At 35.5% G+C, this 19,455-nt stretch carries 23 protein-coding genes; 14 read left to right on the top strand and 9 right to left on the bottom strand.

The window, feature by feature from the left end:
• Positions 1 to 90 precede the first annotated feature (90 nt).
• Entirely contained in the window at positions 91 to 978 is an 888-nt protein-coding gene (yunB, locus tag QA612_RS15750; RefSeq protein ID WP_278284764.1) for a sporulation protein YunB, read from the top strand.
• Between the two features lie 100 nt (positions 979 to 1,078).
• Here the strand turns inward: yunB and QA612_RS15745 are convergent, their stop codons facing one another.
• The gene (locus QA612_RS15745; RefSeq protein ID WP_278284763.1) at positions 1,079 to 2,089 is read right to left on the bottom strand and encodes a M23 family metallopeptidase; all 1,011 of its coding nucleotides are present in this window, start codon (positions 2,087 to 2,089) and stop codon (positions 1,079 to 1,081) included.
• 274 nt (positions 2,090 to 2,363) lie between these two features.
• Between QA612_RS15745 and lipA the strand changes: the two genes are divergently transcribed.
• Positions 2,364 to 3,245 carry a lipoyl synthase gene (lipA, locus tag QA612_RS15740; RefSeq protein ID WP_278284762.1) on the top strand — a complete coding sequence of 294 codons (882 nt, stop codon included), beginning with the start codon at positions 2,364 to 2,366 and terminating at the stop codon, positions 3,243 to 3,245.
• Positions 3,246 to 3,344: 99 nt separating this feature from the next.
• Here lipA and QA612_RS15735 read toward each other — a convergent pair whose 3' ends face one another.
• Positions 3,345 to 4,007 (bottom strand): YhcN/YlaJ family sporulation lipoprotein, encoded by a 663-nt coding sequence (locus QA612_RS15735; protein WP_278284761.1) that lies wholly within the window; start codon positions 4,005 to 4,007, stop codon positions 3,345 to 3,347.
• 135 nt (positions 4,008 to 4,142) lie between these two features.
• Between QA612_RS15735 and QA612_RS15730 the strand changes: the two genes are divergently transcribed.
• Positions 4,143 to 4,433 (top strand): YutD family protein, encoded by a 291-nt coding sequence (locus tag QA612_RS15730; RefSeq protein ID WP_278284760.1) that lies wholly within the window; start codon positions 4,143 to 4,145, stop codon positions 4,431 to 4,433.
• 117 nt (positions 4,434 to 4,550) lie between these two features.
• Here the strand turns inward: QA612_RS15730 and QA612_RS15725 are convergent, their stop codons facing one another.
• From QA612_RS15725 to glpX, 3 genes are all read right to left on the bottom strand, one after another.
• Entirely contained in the window at positions 4,551 to 4,832 is a 282-nt protein-coding gene (locus tag QA612_RS15725) for a hypothetical protein (protein WP_278284759.1), read from the bottom strand.
• Positions 4,833 to 5,139: 307 nt separating this feature from the next.
• On the bottom strand, positions 5,140 to 5,406 hold the full coding sequence (locus QA612_RS15720) for a DUF3055 domain-containing protein (RefSeq protein WP_278284758.1): 267 nt from the start codon (positions 5,404 to 5,406) through the stop codon (positions 5,140 to 5,142).
• 125 nt (positions 5,407 to 5,531) lie between these two features.
• Positions 5,532 to 6,506 carry a class II fructose-bisphosphatase gene (glpX, locus tag QA612_RS15715; protein ID WP_278284757.1) on the bottom strand — a complete coding sequence of 325 codons (975 nt, stop codon included), beginning with the start codon at positions 6,504 to 6,506 and terminating at the stop codon, positions 5,532 to 5,534.
• A 184-nt stretch (positions 6,507 to 6,690) separates the two neighbouring features.
• Between glpX and QA612_RS15710 the strand changes: the two genes are divergently transcribed.
• The 5 genes from QA612_RS15710 (at position 6,691) to QA612_RS15690 (ending at position 11,449) form a co-directional block, all read left to right on the top strand.
• On the top strand, positions 6,691 to 7,137 hold the full coding sequence (locus QA612_RS15710) for a DUF86 domain-containing protein (RefSeq protein WP_278284756.1): 447 nt from the start codon (positions 6,691 to 6,693) through the stop codon (positions 7,135 to 7,137).
• 279 nt (positions 7,138 to 7,416) lie between these two features.
• Positions 7,417 to 8,247, top strand: a complete 831-nt coding sequence (locus tag QA612_RS15705) for an SDR family NAD(P)-dependent oxidoreductase (RefSeq protein WP_278284755.1) — start codon at positions 7,417 to 7,419, stop codon at positions 8,245 to 8,247.
• Positions 8,247 to 9,809 carry an AMP-binding protein gene (locus tag QA612_RS15700; protein WP_278284754.1) on the top strand — a complete coding sequence of 521 codons (1,563 nt, stop codon included), beginning with the start codon at positions 8,247 to 8,249 and terminating at the stop codon, positions 9,807 to 9,809. The genes QA612_RS15705 and QA612_RS15700 overlap by 1 nt, the downstream gene beginning before the upstream one ends.
• A gap of 150 nt (positions 9,810 to 9,959) precedes the next feature.
• Entirely contained in the window at positions 9,960 to 10,595 is a 636-nt protein-coding gene (locus tag QA612_RS15695; RefSeq protein WP_278284753.1) for a helix-turn-helix transcriptional regulator, read from the top strand.
• An 86-nt stretch (positions 10,596 to 10,681) separates the two neighbouring features.
• Entirely contained in the window at positions 10,682 to 11,449 is a 768-nt protein-coding gene (locus tag QA612_RS15690; RefSeq protein WP_278284751.1) for a TIGR01457 family HAD-type hydrolase, read from the top strand.
• Positions 11,450 to 11,585: 136 nt separating this feature from the next.
• On the opposite strand, the gene QA612_RS15685 is transcribed toward QA612_RS15690, so the two are convergent.
• Complete coding sequence (locus tag QA612_RS15685; protein WP_278284750.1) at positions 11,586 to 12,077, bottom strand: phosphatidylglycerophosphatase A family protein; 492 nt, start codon at positions 12,075 to 12,077, stop codon at positions 11,586 to 11,588.
• Positions 12,078 to 12,300: 223 nt separating this feature from the next.
• On the opposite strand from QA612_RS15685, the gene yutH reads away from it, so the two are divergent.
• A complete protein-coding gene (gene yutH, locus QA612_RS15680; protein ID WP_278284749.1) occupies positions 12,301 to 13,347 on the top strand; it encodes a spore coat putative kinase YutH in 1,047 nt (348 codons plus the stop codon).
• A 130-nt stretch (positions 13,348 to 13,477) separates the two neighbouring features.
• On the top strand, positions 13,478 to 14,449 hold the full coding sequence (locus QA612_RS15675; protein WP_278284748.1) for a 2-hydroxyacid dehydrogenase: 972 nt from the start codon (positions 13,478 to 13,480) through the stop codon (positions 14,447 to 14,449).
• Positions 14,450 to 14,527: 78 nt separating this feature from the next.
• On the opposite strand, the gene QA612_RS15670 is transcribed toward QA612_RS15675, so the two are convergent.
• Positions 14,528 to 14,764: a NifU family protein gene (locus tag QA612_RS15670; protein WP_226515548.1), complete on the bottom strand. Its 237-nt coding sequence runs from the start codon at positions 14,762 to 14,764 to the stop codon at positions 14,528 to 14,530.
• A gap of 171 nt (positions 14,765 to 14,935) precedes the next feature.
• Between QA612_RS15670 and QA612_RS15665 the strand changes: the two genes are divergently transcribed.
• Positions 14,936 to 15,259 carry a YuzD family protein gene (locus tag QA612_RS15665; RefSeq protein ID WP_278284747.1) on the top strand — a complete coding sequence of 108 codons (324 nt, stop codon included), beginning with the start codon at positions 14,936 to 14,938 and terminating at the stop codon, positions 15,257 to 15,259.
• A 43-nt stretch (positions 15,260 to 15,302) separates the two neighbouring features.
• On the opposite strand, the gene QA612_RS15660 is transcribed toward QA612_RS15665, so the two are convergent.
• Positions 15,303 to 16,373, bottom strand: a complete 1,071-nt coding sequence (locus tag QA612_RS15660; RefSeq protein ID WP_278284746.1) for an NAD(P)/FAD-dependent oxidoreductase — start codon at positions 16,371 to 16,373, stop codon at positions 15,303 to 15,305.
• Positions 16,374 to 16,626: 253 nt separating this feature from the next.
• Between QA612_RS15660 and QA612_RS15655 the strand changes: the two genes are divergently transcribed.
• The 3 genes from QA612_RS15655 (at position 16,627) to dapF (ending at position 18,126) form a co-directional block, all read left to right on the top strand.
• A complete protein-coding gene (locus tag QA612_RS15655) occupies positions 16,627 to 16,863 on the top strand; it encodes a YuzB family protein (RefSeq protein ID WP_278284745.1) in 237 nt (78 codons plus the stop codon).
• Positions 16,864 to 16,995: 132 nt separating this feature from the next.
• On the top strand, positions 16,996 to 17,232 hold the full coding sequence (locus QA612_RS15650; protein WP_278284744.1) for a hypothetical protein: 237 nt from the start codon (positions 16,996 to 16,998) through the stop codon (positions 17,230 to 17,232).
• A gap of 24 nt (positions 17,233 to 17,256) precedes the next feature.
• On the top strand, positions 17,257 to 18,126 hold the full coding sequence (dapF, locus tag QA612_RS15645) for a diaminopimelate epimerase (RefSeq protein ID WP_278284743.1): 870 nt from the start codon (positions 17,257 to 17,259) through the stop codon (positions 18,124 to 18,126).
• Between the two features lie 154 nt (positions 18,127 to 18,280).
• Here the strand turns inward: dapF and mqnE are convergent, their stop codons facing one another.
• The gene (gene mqnE / locus QA612_RS15640; protein ID WP_278284742.1) at positions 18,281 to 19,378 is read right to left on the bottom strand and encodes an aminofutalosine synthase MqnE; all 1,098 of its coding nucleotides are present in this window, start codon (positions 19,376 to 19,378) and stop codon (positions 18,281 to 18,283) included.
• Between the last annotated feature and the right edge of the window lie 77 nt (positions 19,379 to 19,455).

Raw genomic sequence — 19,455 nt, 5'->3', positions numbered from 1 at the left:
ATTCAGGGACATGGTTCCTGAATTTTTTGTGAAAGATGTTGTCCCTTTCTGCATATGTATTAATTAGCGGAAAGGGGGAGCACAAACTACATGAGAAAATCACGTATATTTCGACCCCGAACAATTAAACCAAGAAAATCACGTCCATTTAGCCCAAATACGAAACGAAGAAAAGGCCCTTTACCTTTTCGGTATGTTATTTTAATCTCTTTTTTGATCTTTTGTATATTAACCGTACAAGGTTTAATCATTATTGAAAAGGGCATAAGGCCAACTCTCGTTGATATCGCAAGAACGCAAACACAAAAGGTTGCCACATTAGCAATTAATGATGCAATGTCAAAGAAGGTACTTGAAGACATAAACACAGATGAAATATTAGATTTTCAAATGGATAATAACGGTAGAATACAATCGATTAGTTGGAATACGCCAATTTATTATGAATTACAATATGCAACTGTAAGACGAGTGCAAACGTACTTAAATAACATTGAACACGGCATTGTAAATGATAGTAGTCTACCTACAGAAGTAGAAATTGAACGTGATGGAGCCACTTTTTCTGAAGATGGCATCATTCATATGATCCCACTAGGGCAAGCAACAAACAATGCATTGTTAGCTCATTTAGGACCAAGGATACCTGTACGATTTTCTGCAATTGGAGATGTAAAAGCGGATCTTTCCTCTAAAGTAGTAGAGCTTGGTATTAATAATACTTACTTAGAAATATCGCTGGATATAGAAGTGGATGTGAGGATAGTCATTCCATTTTCTACTGACTTACAGGTTGTAAAAACATCTATACCTGTCGCCAATTTCTTCCATACTGGAGAAGTACCGGATTTTTATAGTAGTGGAGGTGATGGCATTAGTCCAGCAATTATCCAACCACCATCTAATTCAGATGAAGATTTTGATATTAGTGATTTTGAAGGTTTACCAGGTCCAGAAGAGCCTAATGTAATGCCATAAAATAATTAATCCTTTCATCGGTAATATGAGAAAACCGGGCTAAAAGATAGCCCGGTTTACAGTTAACTTAGCCATATATATTGAAAGAAAAAACAAGTGTTTATCCATTCCTTTTCTTTTTACGGTCCTCTCGTTCCCATTGACGAAGCTTTGGAAATGGATCAAAGGACCATTCAATAATTCCATTGTCTCGATATACACCGTAATGTAGATGAGGTGGGAACTTTCCAGAAGTACCTGGTTTTCCATAACCGGTGCTTCCTACATAACCAATAACAGTACCTGGTTCTACGATGTCTCCCCGTTCAATTCCTTTTTCAAAACTACTTAAGTGAGCATAGTAATGGTATACATTATCTTTATCTCGGATACCAATGCGCCAACCACCAAATTTGTTCCAGCCTTTTAACTCAACAATTCCGTATGTGGTCGATTTTACTGGAGTACCGTGATTAGCAAAAATATCCGTTCCTTCATGAATTCTTCGACCGCCCCAACCACGTGCATCACCAAATGTACTTCGATAACTATAATTAAAGTGTAGTGGCATTGGAAATGATTTTTCACGTAAATCTAAGGTATTAAATTTTTTATAAACCTTGGCATGTCCACAGATTAATTCAACTGCCTTATCCCTTTTATAATAGTCCCATAAACCAATTCGGATATCATCATCACTTTGTCCAAACTTGGCTAAACCTTCTGCAAAGGTATACAATAGGTCTTCATCATCGTTTAGGTCAGCTTTACCGTCCCCATTGCCATCCAAGCCAACCCCTTCAAAAAATGAAATGGATAAAGCATTTGTGTCATCTTGATTAGGGTTATATTCACCTACCCATTTCTCTTTTGGAATATAAATTGCAATAAACCCCTCTTCTTCAGGTCGATCTTTTCGTGCTTGCCTAAGTCCCCGTTCATAGCTGTCAACCGCTGCGAAGTAGTACCATGGAATTTGAGTGTGTGCTTCCGTTTTTAAATAAAGTGCCATTCTTTCCGCGAATATTTCCTCTGATGTTAAGTCAGCCTTTACTGATTCACCATAGGAATGGATCGGAAGAATGAATAGAAGAGGAAATAGGAATATCATTTGTAGTACGTATTTTTTCATCATATGAATTCTCCTTTCCTACCTTCGTCCATATCTCTAGTTTACGGTTCTGTACTTAATCCATTCCGACAAATGTTGGTAATTGCCGTTTTTTATGTGAAAATGTAAACAGAACCTTTGAGATTTCTTTCTTTTCATGGTAAAGTTACAATTGATTATGAACATAGTTGAAGTGAATCATGAAAAAATTTTGTGTTTTTGCTGGTACATTTTGTTGTTTTTTATATCAATGAAGATGTAAAGTTCAACTATGAAATGAATTGGAGTGACATACATGGCGAAGCAAGAGGAATATATTCGTAAACCAGAATGGTTAAAAATAAAATTAAACACAAATGATTCTTATACAGGCTTAAAGAAAATGATGCGAGATAAAAAACTACATACGGTATGTGAGGAAGCTCGGTGTCCAAATATTCATGAATGTTGGGCAGAGAGAAAAACTGCTACCTTCATGATTTTGGGGGATGTGTGTACTCGTGCATGCCGTTTTTGTGCAGTAAAAACTGGTCTACCAACTGAGTTAGATCGTCAAGAACCAGAACGTGTTGCTGAATCAGTGAAATTAATGGGATTAAAGCACACAGTCATTACTGCCGTTGCACGAGATGATTTGAAGGATGGTGGAGCAGAAATTTTTGCAGAGACTGTTCGTGCGATCCGTCGAGCAACCCCATTTACTTCTGTTGAAGTTTTGCCATCGGATATGGGTGGAAAAGAAGAAAATTTAAGAGCTTTAATGGACGCAAAGCCAGATATTCTAAATCACAATATAGAAACCGTAAAACGATTATCGCCAAGAGTAAGAGCTAGGGCAACATATGAACGTTCTCTTGAATTTTTAAGAAGAGCAAAAGAAATGCAGCCTAAAATCCCAACGAAATCCAGCCTAATGATCGGATTAGGGGAAACAAAAGAAGAGATTATAGAAACGATGGATGATCTTCGTGCTGTTAATGTGGACATTATGACAATTGGACAATATTTACAGCCAACAAAGAGCCATCTAAAAATCGTTAAGTACTGGAGTCCAGAGGAGTTTGATGAACTTCGTGATATTGCCTTAAGTAAAGGGTTCAAGCATTGCGAATCTGGTCCACTTGTGCGATCTTCCTACCATGCAGACGAACAAGTAAATGCGGCACAAGAAAAATAAAAAAAGAAGGATGTCTTTTTAAGGTAAACACTTTAAAGAGACATCCTTTATTATTTGTAAGTTTATTTTATTCTTTTTGTAAAACCTTTTTATTATTCTTTAATGGTCATTATTTTCAGACCGATGTTGATTTTCGTTATAGGAACCTTTTCTTCCTTGTAATAACGGGTCATCAAAGTTTATAACTCCACCCTGAGGATATGATTTCATTTCTTGGATCATAACGTCAAGAGCCTTTCGATAAGAGGGCTCCTTTTGTGATAGACCTTCAAAATTTTTAATATCTAACATTAAATTTGGATTGTCAGATACGTACACCTCAAAATAGGCAGGGACTGTAGAATAGGCTGTTTTTTTAACCTGTGTTGCAACAAAATTACGATCTTCGTTTTCTGTTTCATACACCATTAATACTTCTTGATCAGTAACAAGAACAGCGACTTCCTTAATGTCATTAAGTGAGGCTGCAGTTTTACTAATTGTCTGAGCTAAAAGACTTCTATCAAATACACCATAATCTGGTACGGCTTGTCCACTATACGCTGTTTCAGTGGTGTGCCTACCAAAACCAAAGCGATTAAATTCATCATAGTCTTCTTGCGATGGAGTACGATTAATTACAAAATGTTGTTCGGGTTGTTTATAGTCATTAAACAATTCTAACTGTTGCCCTCTAGGACCAGTAGCCGTATCATTTTGTCCACAGGCCGTAAATAATAAACTGAAACTACACATAGTAAGTAGGGTTATTTTTCTTATCATTTTTACACCTCCTATTAGTAGCATGACCGTTCACAAAAATCTTTAAGGTGGTAAGTTTTGGGCTTTTATTATATTCATCATTGAATTTTTAGTGAAAATAAGGCAAGATATAAATAGTAAAGTGAGGTGCTATTCATGATTCGGATTCAAGGAAACACATATGAAATAGTGGAAGATGTTCGTGGTGGATGGGATGAAGAAGAATTTAAAAGCCGTTTTAGTGACGTTTTAAATAAATATGATTATATTGTTGGAGATTGGGGCTATGACCAGCTTCGATTAAAAGGTTTTTTTGAAGATGACCATAGAAAATCCACATTTGATATAAAAATTAGTTCACTTCCTGAATATTTGTATGAATACTGTAACTTTGGATGCAAATATTTTGTATTAAAAAAAGTGAAGGAACGTAAAAAAACATCATAATAATGAATCAATTAGAATAGAAAAAGGTGACTAAAGAGGGCAAAATACTATGGCTCCTCTAAGTCACCTTTTTTTACTTTGGAAAGCTTTTTTAATATACTCGTCTTTTATACTTTCCTAAAATGGTTCACCACGGTCCATTCTTTTGTCATCATGGGTAAAGTGGGCACCAGGGTCTTTTCTCTCTAAGTTTTGATGCAAGTTTTTGTACTCATAAGCATAACCACTGATTGCTTGTTGCCCATCTTCCCAAGGAGTACTTTTTCCAAGTGGAGGTTCTATAGGTGAACCATAAGCACCCTCTGGAGTAATTTCTGGGATGATTTCATTTCTATATTTCTCAACAGCAATGAAGTCAGAATAATGACCATGCCCGTCATTCTTCTCTTGTTTATCCATTCAGAAATCCCTCCTTGCTGTTAGTATGGCTTAAAAAATTGGGAATCATATTGTATAAATAAAGGAAATGGTGGTTTTTTTTTATGCGAAGGTTGGCGGTGGTTGTCTGTTATCAAAAGGGGAGGAGTGAAGTAGGGTAAAATGAACCGGGTACAGTTAGACTGTGTACAAACACCCGCGGTTCAACGAAAAAGCCAAAACAAGAACAAAAGACCTTCACGTACAACACACTGCTAAAATAATCAAACAAAACAAAAACCGAGATAGAAAATCCCGGTTTTAAGCATATTTCATCGTATAGTATCACTTAGATTATTTCGTATAAAAAGTCTCTTAATTCATGCCCATCTTTATCATTTAATTGGAAGGCATGTTCAATGTAACCTGGTTCGTCAAGATCATCTGTGCCAATAATTCCAAAACGGTTAGATTGAACATCTAGCACAAGCTTTTTTCCATAATAGCGTGTAGTTGAAATTATAACAAGGTCAAATCGTTGCTCCTCACCCATAAAGCTAACAAAGCGAGTTTTCGTTTCTTCTGATTCGTCGTATAAAAAAAATCGTTCAGACATTAACATCTCTCCCTTATAAATGATAGGTACTGTAAAATTTTGTTGTTTAAATTTATTGCGGAAGGCTCTCCAATTACGCTTACTGGATACTTACGTCCGCATATTCTTTTTGTATAATAGTAATCTTATTCTTCAGGAATTGCCAAGTGTGGCTTTTGGTTTAAACGATGATGTGCTTTGACATATCTTACTGTTCCTGTTTTGGCTCTCATGACAATAGAATCCGTTTCTACTAAATCTCCTCCTAAGAAACGAACCCCATCTAATAATTCGCCAGATGAAACTCCAGTTGCTGCAAAAATCGCATCGTCACCACGAACGAGGTCGTCAATTTGTAATACCTTTGATAAGTCCTCTATACCCATTTTTTTACAACGTTGAATCTCTTCTTCATTCATTGGTACTAAGCGGGCTTGCATATCGCCACCTAATGCTTTAAGTGCTGCAGCGGAAATTACCCCCTCAGGAGCACCACCAGTACCTACAAATAAATCTATTCCAGTGTGAGGTAGAGCTGTAGCAATAGATGCAGCAACGTCACCATCACCAAAAAGCGTTACTCGAGCTCCTTTATTACGAATGCGTTCAATAAGCTCAGCGTGCCTTTCTCGTTCCTGAATGATGACAGTTACGTCTCTTACACGTTTATTCGTCATTTTTGCCACAATATCAATGGTTTTTTCAATTGGGTCAGTTAATCGTATTAATCCAGCGGCCTCCGGACCCACGGCAATCTTTTCCATGTACATGTCAGGAGCATGAAGTAAAGTTCCTCGATCTGCAACAGCGATGATAGCCATTGCATTTGGATGGCCCTTTGCTACAATGCTTGTTCCTTCTAATGGATCCACAGCGATGTCAACTTCTGGGCCATTACCTGTACCTAGTTCTTCCCCAATATAAAGCATAGGGGCTTCATCTAATTCCCCTTCACCAATAACAACTTTCCCTTGCATATTTACCGAATCAAACATATGTCGCATAGCGTTCGTTGCAGCATCATCTGCTTCATTTTTTAATCCTCGTCCCATCCATTGTGCAGATGCTAGAGCAGCAGCCTCTGTAACCCGAACAATTTCTAAAGCTAATTCACGATCCAATCTTAATTCCTCCAGTTTCTATATCAATCATACTAAACTCTTTGCCATATCAATCCTTCATCATAATAACAAAAATTAGCCTAGAAATAAATGAGTTAGAGCATATTGCTAGAAACAGGGAAGGAATTTTGCGAATTTGTGCTATACTAAAATGAAAATAAAAGAGAAGAAAAGGTGATTTTAAATGTATTTTGTCGATCGGAAATTACTAGAGGATCGCTTAGAGTATATGGAAAAATTATTAGAGACATTCTCTCATCAGAAAGAGTGGAATTCAGAGGTTGAAAAGCTAGCATTAGAGAGAATGGTACATATGACTATTGAAGTAATGATTGATGTAGGAAATCAGCTTATTGATGGATTTATAATGCGGGATCCAGGTAGCTATGATGATGTGATTGATATCCTTGTGGATGAAAAAGTAATAAGCGAAGAAAATGGTAAGTCACTGAAGGAAGTGATCGCACTTAGAAAGCTACTTCTACAAGAGTATACGGCCATAGATATAGAAAAATTAGTAATGACTATTGAAAATCAGAGTGATACATTATTGAAGCTTCCAGGAAAAATAAGAATGTATTTACAAAATGAGTTAGGACCAGTATCGGCATTTTTACCCCATAAAGACTGATATTGGCTACGTTAAAAAATAAAAATGGTTGAATAGCGTAAGGAGGCAAAGGCGTTGTCCACGGTAAAGAAGACACTGTGAAGCATGAACAGCTATGGTACTTATGCCTCCTTTGTTATTAAGGACTCTCCTAACGTTCTACTCCCATCTCCAAAAACACTTTTCAAAAAATAAAGAAGTGAAAAACGAAAAAATGTATGTAAAGTTCGCCTAAAATGCTATATTTTTATTATAAGAATGTCATTAAAATTTAATTTGTAGTGAAATAGGTGTGGCTATATGCAAAGTTATCGTTTTGTTGAATCATGTTTATTTTTACCTTCTTACTTGAATAGAAAGAAACTAGTAAACTACGTTGCTGGAAAGTCTATCCTTATCACTGGTGCCAGTTCTGGGATTGGTGAGCAACTAACATATCAGTTAGCTGATATTCATTGCCATTTAATATTAGTTGCGAGAAGGGGAGAAAAGCTTTCAAAGATAAAAAATGACTTAGCAATGAAAGCTGCCAAAGTAAGTATTTATCAAGGGGACCTTAGAAATGAAGAGGAGAGGGAAGCGCTTCTATCCTTCCTTCATGAACTGCCAAATGGCTTAGATATTGTAGTAAGTAATGCAGGGCTTTCAATAAGAAGGTCCATCTTTGAATCTTTAGATCGTTATCATGATTTCACACGAACGGTAGGAATAAATTATTTTGCACCAGTACATTTGCTTTTATCGATTATCCCCCTTCTTCAAAAAAATCAAGGACATATAATCAATATATCGACAGTAAATGTCCTCCTAGCACCTGTTCCTTACTTCGCAGCGTACCAGGCGTCCAAATCTGCTTTTGATGTGTGGCTTAGATCTGTTTCTCCTGAGTTAAAAGCTAAAGGAATAGCAACAACAACTCTCTATTTACCACTAGTAAAAACACCTATGATTCAACCAACAAAGGAATATCGATATATGCCAGCCATGTCAGCAAACCATGTTGCAAAAATCATCTGTAAAACCATGTATACGAAAAAGAAGAAATACCAGCCATGGTGGCTTATATTTGGTCAAATTCCTTCCATTTTTGTTAGAAATTTTGGCAACTTATCTAATAAAGGAGGAAAGTAATGATGAAACTATTTACACTATTGTACGTCTTGTATAAGGTTCAATTACTTTCTCCAACCAGTATCTATCGATTAACCGTCGCTGTTTATAAAAATGGCTTGAATTTAATGACATTATTGCATTTTGCCAAAATGAAATATGGCGACCAAATTGCCTTAGTTGACGATGAAGAAATAATCACTTATAGGCAGCTTTTTAATCACTCTCAACAGCTTGCTTTTTGTTTTATGGATAAATATCACCTTCAAAAGGGACAAAAGGTCGGTTTTTTAAGCAAGAATCATGCAGCACTTGTCAAAGCAATTTTTGCTGTTTCTAGAATAGGAGCAGATGTGTATTTATTAAATGCTGAAACGAGTAAGGGCCAGTTCAATAGTATGGTTCAACGCCATCGCTTCGATCTTCTTATCCATGATAGTGAATTGAATGATTTCGTTGACGAGTCTATTTACAAGAACGGTAGGATTTTTACTTATCATGACCAGTTACCAGCTATAAATAGTCTCCAACACATGGCCACCAATGAAAAACATCCTTTAAAAAGAAGTTCTGCAAGTAAATTAGTTTTACAAACGAGTGGTACCACTGGACTTTCAAAGGATGCTGCACATAAACCTTCCTTATTTAACTATTTAAACCCATTTATAGCTTTTATCCATCGATTGAAGATATTAACTTATAAAACCGCCTATATCGCCACTCCTATTTATCACGGTTACGGTATTGCTGTGTTACTTTTATTTATACCGTTAGGAAAAAAAGCGGTGATTAGCAAGGGGTTTCATGCAGAAAAAGCCTGCAAAGTCATACGTGATCATCATGTGGAAGTGGTTACAGTTGTTCCTCTGATGCTCCAGAAAATGCTACAATGCCACCCTGAAGACTTAACATCCCTATCCTGTATTGCATCTGGTGGGGCAAGACTTCCTGTAAAACTTATAGAACAGTCATATGAGAAATTAGGGAATGTTCTGTATAATTTATATGGGACTTCAGAAACAGGTTTAAATTTCATTGCTATACCAGAAGATTTGAGGATTGCTCCTACTACAATAGGCAAAAAGATAAATGGACTTAAAATAAAAGTACTCGGTGAAGATATGACTGAGGTAGAAAATGGGAAAGTAGGACAACTTTCTGTGAAAAATGATTGGTCAATAGCTAATCGAAATAATAACTGGATTAAAACAGGTGATTTAGTCTATCGTGATGAAAATGGTTATTATTTTGTATGCGGACGAACAGATGATATGGTCATTTCAGGTGGTGAAAATGTTTATCCAGTAGAAGTAGAACAAGAGTTAATTAAGCATCCGTTCATTGAGGATGTTGCTATTATAGGAATTGATGATGAACACTTTGGTCAAAGATTGAAAGCATTTGTACTTCCAGTAGAAAATGTCGAAATAACAGAAGAACAACTGCTTGAGTGGTTACGTCCAAGAGTTGCTAGATTTCAATTGCCAAAGGAAGTTAAATTTGTTGACGAAATGCCCTATTCTTCCTTAGGTAAACTTGATAGAAAACAGTTTATGTCAACGTTAATTGAATCGTCAAGTTAAAAACGACCAAAAAGAAAGCGCTTTATTAAATCAAGTTGAATTCGTGAACATATTTTGAACGGATTAAGTCAATTTTTTAAACTTTTAAGTAATGAAATTTACTTAATGTTTACCTTCGCTTACAATAAACAGAGAAGGAAGGTGAGGAAAATGGCGACAAAAACCACCTCAACACGAGATGAAATTCTTGATTTATTAAAAAAGAGAAAGCAGTTAACTGTTTCTGTAATCGCTTTAGAATTAAATATTACAGAAATGGCTGTTCGTCGACATTTAAATACACTAGAAAGAGATGGCATTGTTGAAACAACATTGTTGCGCCAGGCAATGGGTCGACCAACACATGTTTATCAGCTATCTAATCTTGGAGAGGAAATGTTTCCTAGAGACTATGGAACATTACTTCTAGAATTATTAAAGGATTTAGAAGAGATGGATGGGCATGAAAAAATCAAACACCTCTTTGAGAAACGTAAGGAAAGATTAAAGAAAAAATATGAAAAACGTTTAATTCAAAATGGTTCAATGGAACAGAAGGTTCAAAATTTAGCACAGTTACAAGATGAGTTTGGCTATATGGCGGAAGTTTCCAGTGGGGAAGATGGAAGCATCATTCTAAAAGAATATAATTGTCCTATTGCTGAGGTAGCAAAGCAATTTCCGATTATTTGTGAATCAGAACTTATCCTTTTTAAAGAATTATTAAAAACGGAAAACATCGAATGTAAAATGTGTATTGCAACAGAGGATCCTCATTGTTATTATCAAATAAGTGAATCAAAGTAAGCTTAACACATCGTCACTCATTTGAGTGACGATACTTTTTTGTACTACTAATAGAAAACATTACATCGAGAATGTGGAGGTAAATTATGAAGGAATATAGTGGCTATCTCATTGATTTAGATGGTACGATGTACCGCGGAGAAGAAAAAATTGAAGCTGCATCAAGGTTTGTAACAGCTTTAGCAAATAAAGGAATTCCATATTTGTTTGTAACAAATAATTCATCAAGAACGCCAGAGCAGGTATCTAAAAAGCTAATGTCCATGGATATTCCAGCAACACCCGAACATGTATTTACAACAAGTTTAGCTACAGCTAATTATATTTATGAACAACATGGCCCAGCAAATGTTTATATGATAGGTGAGGAAGGATTAGAGCATGCTTTACGTTCAAAGGGTATGAACTTAATAGATGATAATGTAGATGTTGTTGTTATGGGATTAGATAGGCAGATTACCTATGCTAAATTATCAAATGCTTGTTTAGCAGTTCGAGCAGGTGCCACATTCCTTTCTACTAATGGAGATGTTGCTATTCCTACTGAGCTTGGTCTCCAACCTGGAAACGGTTCATTAACGTCTGTGGTTGAAGTGTCAACAGGCGTAAAAGCAATTTATATTGGAAAACCAGAAGGAATTATTGCTAATCAAGCCCTTGAAGTTTTAGGTACCGCATTAGAAGAAACAGTAATGGTTGGTGATAATTACGATACAGATATCATGTGTGGAATTAATGCAGGTATGGATACAATTATCGTTCATACTGGAGTAACAACAAAAGATCATTTAGAGGATGTAGAGGTAAAACCTACATGGTCTATCCATTCCCTTGATGAATGGAAAATTAAATAACTTTGGAAAAAAGTATCATTTAGTAGTGTAAGTAGTGTTGTAATATTATTTCCTTTTCATAAAAACAGCAGGGTGTCTTAGAATTTTTCTTTCTAAGACACCCTGATACTGCTTTACTAATCGTTTTTTGGAATCATTATTCCGTATCTTCTGCACTGTGTGCTAATCTACTGGAAGCTGCTGCAGCAATTGCTCCAACAATATCGTCTAAAAACGTATGACATCCTTGATTTTTATCGTTTAATTTTTTTAATATGCCAGGCTTTTGTTTGTCAATAAAACCATAATTCGTAAAACCGATTGAACCGTATACATTGACAATAGATAGTGCTATTACCTCATCCACGCCATATAATCCTTCATCACGTTCTATAATTCCTTGAATAGGAACATCAAGCAGGTTTTTCTCTGCAAGGCGATCTAATTGAATTCCTGTTAATATAGCATTTTGTACTTCTCTTTTTCTTAACACTGCTTCAATATGTTCTTTACATAAATCCATTGTTAAATCTTCAATATAATTTGTTTGTAAATAATACACGAGATCAGCAATATCATCGATAGTAACTCCACGTTCCAATAACCACTTTCTTGCAGTTTCAGTATAGAACTGGCTATTTTCCTTCATATTTATCACCCTAATTAAGTGTTTGCAAAAATTATATGTCATTCGTCTAGATTTGGTGAATCTGAAAATCAAAAAGCATTATTTTCTTAGTTTAAGCAATTCTATAATGATTTATACCATTATTATAATCAGTTTTGTATAAAATGTAGGTTTTACCTTTTATGAAGAACAGAATGTGCCTATGGGTCATAGACTATATAAGATGGTGAAGGGAGGTTCCTCAATGATTGAAAGAGCTTTATTTGATCGTTATGGCATTTATCCTGAAGAAATCCTTTCGATCGGGTATGATCAAATTATTTTTTCAGAAGGGAAAGGATATTTACTACGTCCTGTTAAAACAAACACGAAAAATGCTATAGATATAAAGGCTAATATGGCTGAATGGTTGATGTATCAAGGGGATCTGGATATAGCTACTTTTTTAAATAGGGACGAAAAAAAGGTCTCTATAAAGGTTGAAGGAATGGACTACGTTGTTTTTCAATTACCTGAGCTTCAATTAAATGGGAGACAGGAGTATAGCTTACCAATTGGCCAGCGCTTAGCACAATTTCATCATAATGGTTTTACGTTTTCTAAATACAATAAACAGGTTGTTCAGCATATAATCCCATGGAAAAACCGTTGGGAAAAACGATTAGACCAGCTGGAGAAATGGTACTTGACTTTAATTCGAGAAAAAGAGAAATCAGAAATGGACAAAGAATTTTGTATGACATATCCGTATTTTATGGGATTAACGGAAAACGCAATTCAAATGATGATGGATGTTTCATTGGATGATGAAGGATTCCAGCAAAATTTGTATAATACAATTTGTCATTCCCGTTTTCAAGATCATACGTGGTTAACAATTGAGGAAGGACATCCATCAAGGATAAAAGTTCCAACAGACTTCACCTTTGATCATATTACAAGAGATATAGCAGAATATATACGAACCATTTGGATTGAATGTGGAAATAGTGAAAAGGGGCAGAAGCAGGTAGATGATTTTTTAAATGCGTATGAGTCAGTATATCCATTAACCTTAACAGATCAAAAATTACTGTTCATTAGACTTATGTTTCCAATTCATTATTTTAAAAAAGTAGAATTTTATTATAGCTCCATGGTGGAAAACGAAAAATTAAAATTTAAAAATGATTGTTTCTATATTTTTCAACATACAACGGAATATGAACAATTTTTTGTATACCTAGCCAATCGATATCCTAGCCTTAAAAATAATTTGTCCTTACCGCAATGGATAAAAGAAACCTTTTAAAATCAGCACAGCATGAAAGGATGTTGTGCTGAATTTTTATGTGATTCTCTTAAGATTGCTCAACTGATTTAAGTCATTGTATACTTTATTTATGAAGGTATATGTCCTTATGAAAGGAATGAGGAGTAAAATGACTAAAAAGCCATATGTTTTTATAACTAGAAAAGTTCCAGATGAAACCCTAGCTCCATTAAAGGAAATAGCGGAAATACATAGTTGGACAGAAGAGGAAATACCTGTCCCTAGGGAAACCTTATTAGAAGAAGCAAAAAAAGCGGATGGTCTCTTTACAATGCTTTCAGACAAGATTGATACAAAATTATTGGATCATGCTCCAAACTTAAAGGTAGTAGCAAATTTAGCAGTAGGCTATGATAATATTGACATTGCTGCAGCAACAGAGAAAGGTGTTGTCGTTTGTAACACACCAGACGTTCTAACAGATACAACAGCAGACTTAACTTTTGCTTTACTAATGGCGACAGCCCGTAGGATTGTAGAAGCTGCAGATTATGTGAAAGAAGGAAAGTGGCAAAATTGGGCCCCTCTATTAATGGCTGGATCAGATATACATCATAAAACAATTGGCATAGTTGGGATGGGGAGGATAGGGTCAGCTGTTGCAAAGCGGGCAACTGGATTTGATATGAATATCCTCTACTACAACCGTTCAAGAAATGAAACAGCAGAAAAGCAATTAGGTGCTAAGTATGTTAGTTTCCATACGTTATTAGAGCAATCTGATTATATTGTTTGTTTAGCACCATTAACTAAGGAGACAGAGAACTTATTTACTTCGGAAGTGTTTCATAAAATGAAGCGTTCTGCTATCTTTATTAATGCTTCTAGAGGAGCTGTGGTTGATGAGACAGCGTTACAACGTGCACTAGAGGAAGGTGTTATATCAGGTGCTGGACTTGATGTTTTTAAAGAAGAGCCAATTAGCTCGGAACATCCACTATTAAGGTTAAAAAATGTTGTAGCTTTGCCGCATATAGGAAGCTCTAGTATGGAGACGAGAAAGGAAATGTGTGAGCTTGTAAGTCGAAATATTGCTAATGTATTGTGTGGTAAGAAGCCAGAGACAGTTGTAGAGGCTTAAAAGATAAAAAGACGCATCCACCTTTGCTGAACGAAAAAGCTCAAGCATAGATGGATGCGTTACGTTTTTTATTTAAGATTAGAATACTTGTTCTAACTCTGTTACTCCTGGAACTTCTTCAAGAAGGGCACGTTCAATACCTGCTTTTAATGTGATTGTTGAACTTGGGCAAGAACCGCAAGCACCCATCAAACGTACTTTAACAACACCTTCATCAATTCCTACAAGCTCAACATCTCCTCCATCGCGAAGAAGGAACGGACGTAATTTATCTAGTACTTCTTGTACTTGTTCTTCCATCGTTGCATTTGCCATGATAGAACACTCCTTTCTTTACATCCATTATAATATCCATTAAAGAAAAAATCCATGAACAGAAACCGAATTTTCTATATAAATCATATTTAAGGTGATAATAGCATTTACTTTGCCCATTATAAGCATATTTGTTAAACTAAGATGAATTTGCTATAAAGGAGACAAAAGATGATACCTATTACAATAACAGTATATGGTGCAGAGGAGAAATGTGCTAGCTGCATACATTTACCAAGTGCATATGAAACGAAAGAATGGTTAGAAGCAGCAATAACTAGAAAATTTCCCAATGAAAAACTGTCTTTTGAATATTGTGATATAAATGATGAGCTAAAAACAGAAGAACAAGTAAAATATAGTCAGATGATATTAGATGATGAATATTTTTACCCTTTAGTGGTAATCAATGGAGAAGTTGTTGCAGAGGGAAATCCAAATTTACCCTCCATTTTAAAAAAAATCTCGAAATTATTGCAAATGGATCATTCATAACAAAAAACCTCCTAATTTGGAGGTTTACTTTTTTATATGTAAATTAAACACCGGAGTGATGTTTGTACATCCAAAGAACTCCTGATTTTAATACACGAGGTACTCGGCCAGTTAATGCTTTTTCACCCATCAAACCAAATCCATGCTTCTTTCCTAATGAACCAAGTACACCTTTTAGCTTAATGCGCGGCATTTCTTCTGGAAATTTTTCTCCGTTCCACTTCTTTAAAAGGAGAAAAGCAATTTGTTCAGCTTGTCCTTCAGCTAACTGGGCACTAGGTGCATGATCTAATGCTGCACAATCCCCAACGACAAAAGCATTGTCATAGCCAGGAATATGATGGTACTTCGTTACAAGGACTCGTCCGATACTGTCTTTTTCAACGTCTAGCTGACGGACAATTTGATTTGCTTGAATTCCAGCAGTCCAAATAATAGCGTCAACGTTTATTGGATTACCATGATTATATAAAACCGTTTTTTCTGCCTTCGTTATGTTTGCTTCACTAATAATTTCAACACCGTTTTCTATTAACCATTCCGTTACGTAATTATATAACTTCGCAGGGAACATAGAAAGAATATTTTTACCACGATCATAAAGCTTCACATTCAAGTCAGGGCGACTTTCCCTTAACTCACTAGCTAATTCAACACCACTTAAACCTCCACCTACAATGGCAATTGTTCCTTCTGGTCGTATTTTTTGCAGGACGTGGTATGTTTTTCTTGCTCTTCCCATACTTTGAATGCTTAACGTATTTTCAGATGCTCCAGGAACATTATGATATTTATCTTCACATCCAAGACCAATGACTATATCATCGTATTCTAAGTACTCACCGTTAGATAATTTCACTTGTTGTTCTTCTAATATAATTTCTGTAACTTTTTCAAATTTAAGCTCTAATCGTACATCATTTGGGAAGGCAAGTCGTAAATGCTTATCAGCAACTGTTCCAGCTGCTAGAGCATAAAATTCTGTTTTTAAGCTATGATAAGGCTCTTTTTCAATAAGAGTAATGGTAATATCTCTCATAGAAGTAGAAGTAAGAAGCTTTTGAATGACTCGAAAACCTCCATATCCTCCACCTAATATAAGTAAATTCCGCACATAATCCGCCTCCTCTTTTCCTCTGTGGGAATTAGCAGTGAAAAAATATGTGATATAAACACCGTATAAACGGTGTTAAACCAAGCATATTAAATGTTATCAGTTTTTTGTCGAAATAACAATATTTATTAGAATATTGAGTAAATATATTAAAATAATTTTATTGGCGCCTTGCGCTTTTCTTATTGACAATATTATTATTTACAGTTAGGATGATTTAGAATTCATTGTGATTAACACTGAGGTGAGGAACTTGAGACCAATAATAGAATTTTGTGTTAGTAATTTAGCTAGTGGTACACAAAAAGTAAAAGAAGAGCTTGAAAAGGATCCTAACTTGGATGTAATTGAATATGGCTGTTTAAGCTTTTGTGGTCAATGTTCAAGAAATAGATTTGCTTTAGTGAATGGCGAGGTAGTTACTGGTAGTACAAACGAGGAACTGCTAGATAATATATATATATTTCTTGAAGAAAATCCAATGTTTTAATTCTAGAATCAATACTACTTTTATCCACTGATCTATTGGTCAGTGGTTTTTTTATATAATGCTATTTTCTCGCTAATTATGTTAAACTAATTTCGTACAATAATTGGATTAGATAGAAAAGACGGTGATTAGATGAAACCAATACCTTTTGATCATACATGGCCATACGAAATACAAATGGGAGAGATATATTTGTCTCAGTGTCCTTATTGCAAAGCAGACAATGTTTTAACACATATGTCTGAGGAATCATTGCAATTAGCGAAAGAAAAAGTGAAGCAGAGATTGAATGTTCCATGCTGTTTACGAACGATGATTATTTTGGAAGCGGATGAAGATTACTTTTGGACGAACGAGAAATTAAGATAATGGGATAGAAAAGAGGCATTATTTATGAGATTTACTAAAATGCATGGACTAGGAAACCAGTATATATTTGTTAATCAATTTGAAGAGAAAATAATGGAAGAAGAACTTGCAAAAATTGCAATAGAGGTATCGGATGTTTATACCGGTATTGGATCAGATGGATTAATACTAATTGGGCCATCTGAAGTAGGAGATCTACAGATGAGAATTTTTAATAAGGATGGTTCAGAAGCAAAAAACTGTGGGAATGGACTTCGCTGCGTGGCTAAGTATGCCCATGACAACAAACTTGTTGCTTCAAAAGAAATGTCGATTGAAACACTAGGAGGGGTAGTGGAGGCAACGGTTCATGTAAATAGTAATAATAATGTTGAGCAAGTTACTGTTGATATGGGTTTACCACGTCTTAAACCAGAAGAGATCCCCTTATTAGGTACAGAAAAAACTCCTATAATTATGGAAGAGATAGAAGTGCAAGGATATGTTCCTATGTATATGACAGCTGTTTCAATGGGAAATCCTCATGCCGTTTTCTACGTAGACCAAATAGAGGAAGCTCCATTAAATACAATTGGACCATTGGTGGAAAAGCACAATAGGTTTCCTGAAAGTGTAAATGTAGAGTTTGTTGAGCAAGTTTCGAAAAACGAACTTCATTTCCGTGTATGGGAAAGAGGATCTGGCATCACACAAGCGTGTGGGACAGGGGCATGTGCTGCAGTGGTTGCTTCGGTACTTAATGGCTACTCTCAAAAAGGGGAAGAAGTATTAGTTCATCTTGCTGGTGGTGATTTGCGAATTAAATGGGCAGAAGATGATCATGTGTGGATGACAGGCCCAGCAGAAACTATTTGTGAAGGTATTTATTATAGAAAAAATAGTCGAAATGGATGAACCTAAGTTTTGGTGGTGGTCCATATATAATGCTGAACATTATTATAAGTGAAGATGTCGTTGTTTTAAGGTTTACACCACAAAAGTAACCCCGCTGATTTTTCATGATCAACGGGGTTTTTTCAAAAAAATGATAATGGTTTATCAAGTGTTCTTATTCGTAAACTTTAATTTTGTTATAAAATGTATCTCTTTCCACTGGAACTTTATTGGCACCCTTAATTAAGTGGATTAATTCATCTCGCGTAAGCCCTTGTGAAGTTAAAGCCCCAACTGAATGAGAAATTCTTTCCTCAATTAAGGTACCGTGAATGTCGGAGCTTCCGAAAGTCAAGGCCATTTGTGTAAGTTGAGGGCCGATGTTAATCCAATAAGCCTTAATATGATCGAAATTATCTAGCATTAATCGACTAATAGCTATCGTACGTAAATCATCATAGGCCGAAGTACGACGCTTTAGACCAGCATTAATACTTTTTGGTTGCATGGCTAATGGAATAAAGACCATGTATCCATTTGTTCGATCTTGTAATTGACGAAGTCTATCCATATGAATAAGACGTTCTTCCTTTGATTCAATGGAACCATAAAGCATAGTAGCGTGAGTTTTTAATCCTAATCCGTGGGCAATCTCATGTGCTTCAAGCCATTGATCTGTTGAAGCTTTTTCTGGACTCATTTTTAATCGATAATTTTCAGTTAGGATTTCAGCACCGCCTCCTGGAAGAGTATCCAGTCCTGCTTTAATTAATTCCTCTAAAACCTCTTTCATTGTTAGACCAGAAATACGACTGAAAAACTCAATTTCTGCACCAGTATAAGCTTTAATTGTGCACTGTGGATAATGCTTTTTTAAAGTACGAATCGTATCTAAATAATAATCGAAAGGAACTTCATGATTATGCCCACCAACGATGTGGAATTCTCGGATATTATCATTCCATCGTTCCTCTACATACTTTAATAGATCTTCCTCGTTCATTGTATAAGCCCCTTCTTCACCTGGCTTACGCTTGAAACCACAGAAAGAGCAACTAGCTTCGCACACATTCGTAGGGTTTATATACATATTTTGAATAAAATAGACATTACTTCCGTTCTTTTGAATATTTACTTGGTTCGCTAACTGAGCAACAGTCAATAAGTCTGCAGTATCATACAACTTTAAGCCATCTTCAATGGAAAGTCGTTCACCGTTAGTTACTTTCGCTTTTATGTCTTCTAGACCTTGATCTAATAAAACGATACTCATATTAATTCTCCCTTCATATTTTAAAAAATATAGTAGCTTGTCCTAACCATGATGAAAAGTAAATGTAACAGAGGAAT

The organism is Evansella sp. AB-P1 (genome assembly GCF_029688925.1).
Lineage (GTDB): Bacteria > Bacillota > Bacilli > Bacillales > Salisediminibacteriaceae > Evansella.
Note: the sequence above shows the minus strand (reverse complement) of the source record. Positions and strands in the feature narration are given on the sequence as shown.

What these genes read in the sequence shown, in the direction of transcription:
- yunB (WP_278284764.1), top strand. Translation starts at nt 91, where the DNA reads ATGAGAAAATCACGTATATTTCGACCCCGAACAATTAAACCAAGAAAA.
- QA612_RS15745 (WP_278284763.1), bottom strand. Translation starts at nt 2,089, where the DNA reads ATGAAAAAATACGTACTACAAATGATATTCCTATTTCCTCTTCTATTC.
- lipA (WP_278284762.1), top strand. Translation starts at nt 2,364, where the DNA reads ATGGCGAAGCAAGAGGAATATATTCGTAAACCAGAATGGTTAAAAATA.
- QA612_RS15735 (WP_278284761.1), bottom strand. Translation starts at nt 4,007, where the DNA reads ATGATAAGAAAAATAACCCTACTTACTATGTGTAGTTTCAGTTTATTA.
- QA612_RS15730 (WP_278284760.1), top strand. Translation starts at nt 4,143, where the DNA reads ATGATTCGGATTCAAGGAAACACATATGAAATAGTGGAAGATGTTCGT.
- QA612_RS15725 (WP_278284759.1), bottom strand. Translation starts at nt 4,832, where the DNA reads ATGGATAAACAAGAGAAGAATGACGGGCATGGTCATTATTCTGACTTC.
- QA612_RS15720 (WP_278284758.1), bottom strand. Translation starts at nt 5,406, where the DNA reads ATGTCTGAACGATTTTTTTTATACGACGAATCAGAAGAAACGAAAACT.
- QA612_RS15710 (WP_278284756.1), top strand. Translation starts at nt 6,691, where the DNA reads ATGTATTTTGTCGATCGGAAATTACTAGAGGATCGCTTAGAGTATATG.
- QA612_RS15705 (WP_278284755.1), top strand. Translation starts at nt 7,417, where the DNA reads ATGCAAAGTTATCGTTTTGTTGAATCATGTTTATTTTTACCTTCTTAC.
- QA612_RS15700 (WP_278284754.1), top strand. Translation starts at nt 8,247, where the DNA reads ATGATGAAACTATTTACACTATTGTACGTCTTGTATAAGGTTCAATTA.
- QA612_RS15695 (WP_278284753.1), top strand. Translation starts at nt 9,960, where the DNA reads ATGGCGACAAAAACCACCTCAACACGAGATGAAATTCTTGATTTATTA.
- QA612_RS15690 (WP_278284751.1), top strand. Translation starts at nt 10,682, where the DNA reads ATGAAGGAATATAGTGGCTATCTCATTGATTTAGATGGTACGATGTAC.
- QA612_RS15685 (WP_278284750.1), bottom strand. Translation starts at nt 12,077, where the DNA reads ATGAAGGAAAATAGCCAGTTCTATACTGAAACTGCAAGAAAGTGGTTA.
- yutH (WP_278284749.1), top strand. Translation starts at nt 12,301, where the DNA reads ATGATTGAAAGAGCTTTATTTGATCGTTATGGCATTTATCCTGAAGAA.
- QA612_RS15675 (WP_278284748.1), top strand. Translation starts at nt 13,478, where the DNA reads ATGACTAAAAAGCCATATGTTTTTATAACTAGAAAAGTTCCAGATGAA.
- QA612_RS15670 (WP_226515548.1), bottom strand. Translation starts at nt 14,764, where the DNA reads ATGGCAAATGCAACGATGGAAGAACAAGTACAAGAAGTACTAGATAAA.
- QA612_RS15665 (WP_278284747.1), top strand. Translation starts at nt 14,936, where the DNA reads ATGATACCTATTACAATAACAGTATATGGTGCAGAGGAGAAATGTGCT.
- QA612_RS15650 (WP_278284744.1), top strand. Translation starts at nt 16,996, where the DNA reads ATGAAACCAATACCTTTTGATCATACATGGCCATACGAAATACAAATG.
- dapF (WP_278284743.1), top strand. Translation starts at nt 17,257, where the DNA reads ATGAGATTTACTAAAATGCATGGACTAGGAAACCAGTATATATTTGTT.
- mqnE (WP_278284742.1), bottom strand. Translation starts at nt 19,378, where the DNA reads ATGAGTATCGTTTTATTAGATCAAGGTCTAGAAGACATAAAAGCGAAA.